The organism is Streptomyces hokutonensis, from assembly GCF_042751305.1.
Lineage (GTDB): Bacteria > Actinomycetota > Actinomycetes > Streptomycetales > Streptomycetaceae > Streptomyces > Streptomyces hokutonensis_A.
The window spans coordinates 1-3,489 of sequence record NZ_JBHYWD010000046.1; the positions used below are offsets into that span (position 1 = coordinate 1).

The window sequence follows — 3,489 nt, forward strand, 5'->3', positions numbered from 1 at the left end:
CGCGCCGGGTGCCCCCCCCCGGCTATAGTGGCCCCCCCCCTCTACCCCCCACACCGGCGCGGGGGGTGGGGCCCCACTCCCGGGTCCCGCCCCCCCCCGGCGGCTTTCTGCGGGCCTCAGGGGCCCCACGGGTACGGGAACGCCGGAGGGCCCGCAGCGGTGTCGCTGCGGGCCCTCCGGCGTTTCGCTCGCGTACTGCTTACGCCTCGTCCCGACGCAGCGAGGGCTTCAGGTCCTTGAAGCGGCCCAGAAGGCCGTTCACGAACGAGGGCGACTCGTCCGTCGAGAACTCCTTGGCCAGCTGCACCATCTCGTCGAGGACGACGGCGTCCGGGGTCTCGTCGGCCCAGATCAGCTCGTAGGCGCCGAGGCGCAGGATGTTGCGGTCCACCACGGGCATGCGGTCCAGCGTCCAGCCGACCGAGTACTGGGCGATCAGCTCGTCGATGCGGCGCGCGTGCTGCGCGTACCCCTCGACCAGCTCCATCGTGTACTCGCTGACCGGCGGCTGCCGGGTGTCGTCCCGGGAGAGCCGGATCCAGTCCGCAAGGACCGTGGTGACGCCGACTCCGCGCTGGTCGCCCTCGAAGAGGATCTGGAAGGCGCGCTTGCGGGCCGTATTGCGGGCAGCCACGGTTAGCTGTTCACCCGGCCGAGGTAGTCGCTCGAACGGGTGTCGACCTTGATCTTCTCACCGGTGGTGATGAAGAGCGGGACCTGGATCTGGTAGCCGGTCTCGAGGGTGGCGGGCTTGGTGCCGCCGGTGGAGCGGTCGCCCTGGACGCCGGGCTCGGTCTCCTGGATGGTCAGCTCGACGGCGGCCGGCAGCTCCACGAAGAGCACCTCGCCCTCGTGCTGCGCGACCGTGGCGGTGAAGCCCTCGATCAGGAAGTTGGCGGCGTCGCCGACGGCCTTGCGGTCGACCATGAGCTGGTCGTAGGTCTCCATGTCCATGAAGACGAAGTACTCGCCGTCCATGTACGAGAACTGCATGTCGCGCTTGTCGACAGTGGCCGTCTCGACCTTGACGCCGGCGTTGAACGTCTTGTCGACGACCTTGCCGGAGAGCACGTTCTTGAGCTTGGTGCGCACGAAGGCAGGGCCCTTGCCGGGCTTGACGTGCTGGAACTCGACGACGGACCAGAGCTGGCCCCCGTCGAGCTTGAGCACCAGGCCGTTCTTGAGGTCGTTCGTGGAAGCCACGGTTGCGGAATCTCCTGGACTGACGTGGACGACCACGGGACCCGCGCACAGCTCGAAAAGCTAGAGCGCGAGCAGTTCCTTGGTCGTGATGGTGAGTAGCTCGGGTCCGCCGTCCGCCTCAGGGCGTACGACGAGCGTGTCATCGATCCGGACACCGCCCCGGCCCGGGAGGTGAACCCCCGGTTCGACGGTGACCGGCACGCAAGCGTCCAGTTTACCCATGGCCGCGGGGGCCAGCTGCGGGTCCTCGTCGATTTCGAGTCCGACACCGTGGCCGGTGAGGGGTGTGAGGCCCTCCGAGTACCCTGCGGAGTCCAGTACCTGACGTGCCGCGCGGTCCACATCGCGGTAGGCGGCACCGGGGGTCAGGGACTCCCGCGCGGCGCGCTGGGCGGCGAAGACGAGGTCGTACAGCTCGATCTGCCAGTCGGCGGGCGAGGTGCCGATGACAAAGGTACGGCCGATTTCGCAGCGGTAGCCGCGATAGGTGGCGCCGAGGCAGACGGAGAGGAAATCTCCTTCCTCCACCCTGCGGTCGGTCGGCCGGTGGCCGCGTCGGCCGGAGTGCGGGCCCGTCGCGACGGACGTGGCGAAGGCGGGGCCGTCGGCGCCGTGGTCGACGAGCCGCCGCTCCAGTTCGAGGGCGAGATGGCGTTCGGTGCGGCCGACGAGGATCGACTCCAGCAGCTCGCCGAGGGCCTGGTCGGCGATCTCGGCGGCGATTCTCAGACAGGAGATCTCCTCCTCGTCCTTGATGACCCGCAGCTGCTCCGCCGCGCCGCCGATGTCGGTGAGGCGCAGCGCGGGGGCGACCGAGCGGAGGGCTCGGTGGCGGGTCACGGTGAGGTGGTGTTCTTCTACGGCCATGGATTCGGCGCCGTGCGCTGACGCGAGGTCGGCGGCGGCCACTGCGGGGTCGCCGTCCGGGCCGGGGAGGGTGTGGATGCGGAGGGTCTCGTCGGGGCGGCCCTCGCCTCCGGCGGGGCGCTCGTCGAGTGGGGCGGTGCAGACCAGCAGGTCTTCGCGCTTGCCAAGGAGCAGGACGGTGTCCTGCGGAGCGGGGCCCGCCAAGTAGCGCACGTTGGCCGGGTGGGTGACCAGGGCGGATTGGCTGCCGCCGGCTTGGGCTCGTTCCCTCAGCCTGGCTCTGCGGGCTGCGTAGACCTCTGACATGAGATGAGCGTAGGAGTGATGGCCGGATTGTGCCGGTTGGGAGGGTGCCGTTCGGGGGACGGAGGGGGCGGCATCGGTTGTTCGCTGGCTGCGGGCAGGTGGGGGCTGAGAGCGCAGTTCCCCGCGCCCCTTGGATGGGACAGCTCCCCTGTGACTACCAGCTCGGCGGGCTTGCTATTGACCTCGCCAGGACGTCATTGAGCACCTGGGCCGTCTGCTGTACGTCCATCTGGGAGTTGTCGATGATCGGGAGGCCGGAGCCGTACCAGCCGGCCATGCGGCCGTGGATGCGGGCGACCTCCTCGTCGGTGAGGCGGCGGTTGCCGGAGCGCTTCGCGTTGCGCTCCAGGACTATTTCGAGGCCCGGGAGGAGGACGACGGGGAGGAGGCCGGGGCCCACGTGGCGCTTCCAGCCGCCGAGGCCGACGACCGGGCGGTCGGGGAAGACGGCGTCGTCGAGGATGCAGGAGATGCCGTTGGCGAGGAAGTTGCGGGCGGCGAAGCCGCAGGTGCGGCGGGCCAGGCGGTACTGGGCCTCGGAGTGGTCGTTCCAGCCGGACTGGGGGTCGGCGAAACCGGAGCGGACCCATTCGCGGACGTCGTCGAGGCTGATGTGCGCGGTGGGGACCCGGCGGTGGTCCGCCCAGTACTTGGCGACGCTCGTCTTGCCCGCGCCGGCGGGGCCGATGAGCAGCACGGCGAGGGTGGTGGAGGTCGGATCGGCGGCGGCCTGCGCGGGGGGCGTGCTCGGCATGGCCACGGGGCCGCCGGGCGGCAGTTGGACATGGCCGGTGGTGTCCGGCACGTGGCGCGGAATCGTGTACGGCATCGGTGGAACCGGTGGCGGTGGGGGCACCGAACCTGGATGCTGCGGGCCCGGGTGCTGTCCCGTCGGCATCCAACCGGCGGCCGGTCCCTGCCCCGGCTGGTGGGGCGGCGGCAGCGGAGACCCCACTGCGTGCTGCATCCGGTGCCACTCCATCTCGTCTTTTCTGGCTCGCTCACCTCCGGGGCGCTGAAGCCCGGGGGCGCGGCCCCCTACATGGAGCGCCGGAGGGGCGCCCCCGCCAAAACCGTGGCGGCCCCCCCCCCCCCCACCCCCCACCACCCCGA

Annotated in this window: 4 protein-coding genes; all 4 read right to left on the minus strand. The window is 70.8% G+C overall.

The window, feature by feature from the left end; all coding sequences use genetic code 11:
* Window positions 1-199: 199 nt before the first annotated feature.
* The 4 genes from nusB to ACFXC1_RS50555 all read right to left on the minus strand — a co-directional run bounded on the left by nusB (window position 200) and on the right by ACFXC1_RS50555 (window position 3,343).
* Window positions 200-634 carry a transcription antitermination factor NusB gene (nusB, locus tag ACFXC1_RS50540; RefSeq protein ID WP_043683949.1) on the minus strand — a complete coding sequence of 145 codons (435 nt, stop codon included), beginning with the start codon at window positions 632-634 and terminating at the stop codon, window positions 200-202.
* 2 nt (window positions 635-636) lie between these two features.
* Complete coding sequence (efp, locus tag ACFXC1_RS50545) at window positions 637-1,203, minus strand: elongation factor P (protein ID WP_043683951.1); 567 nt, start codon at window positions 1,201-1,203, stop codon at window positions 637-639.
* 60 nt (window positions 1,204-1,263) lie between these two features.
* Window positions 1,264-2,376, minus strand: coding sequence for an aminopeptidase P family protein (locus ACFXC1_RS50550; RefSeq protein WP_381257083.1), 1,113 nt, complete (start codon window positions 2,374-2,376; stop codon window positions 1,264-1,266).
* A 154-nt stretch (window positions 2,377-2,530) separates the two neighbouring features.
* The gene (locus ACFXC1_RS50555) at window positions 2,531-3,343 is read right to left on the minus strand and encodes a Pro-rich N-terminal domain-containing protein (RefSeq protein ID WP_381257086.1); all 813 of its coding nucleotides are present in this window, start codon (window positions 3,341-3,343) and stop codon (window positions 2,531-2,533) included.
* Between the last annotated feature and the right edge of the window lie 146 nt (window positions 3,344-3,489).

Excerpts from the sequence above, each read along its gene's own strand:
- ACFXC1_RS50555 (WP_381257086.1), bottom strand. The coding sequence starts at position 3,343 with ATGCAGCACGCAGTGGGGTCTCCGCTGCCGCCGCCCCACCAGCCGGGG.
- ACFXC1_RS50550 (WP_381257083.1), bottom strand. The coding sequence starts at position 2,376 with ATGTCAGAGGTCTACGCAGCCCGCAGAGCCAGGCTGAGGGAACGAGCC.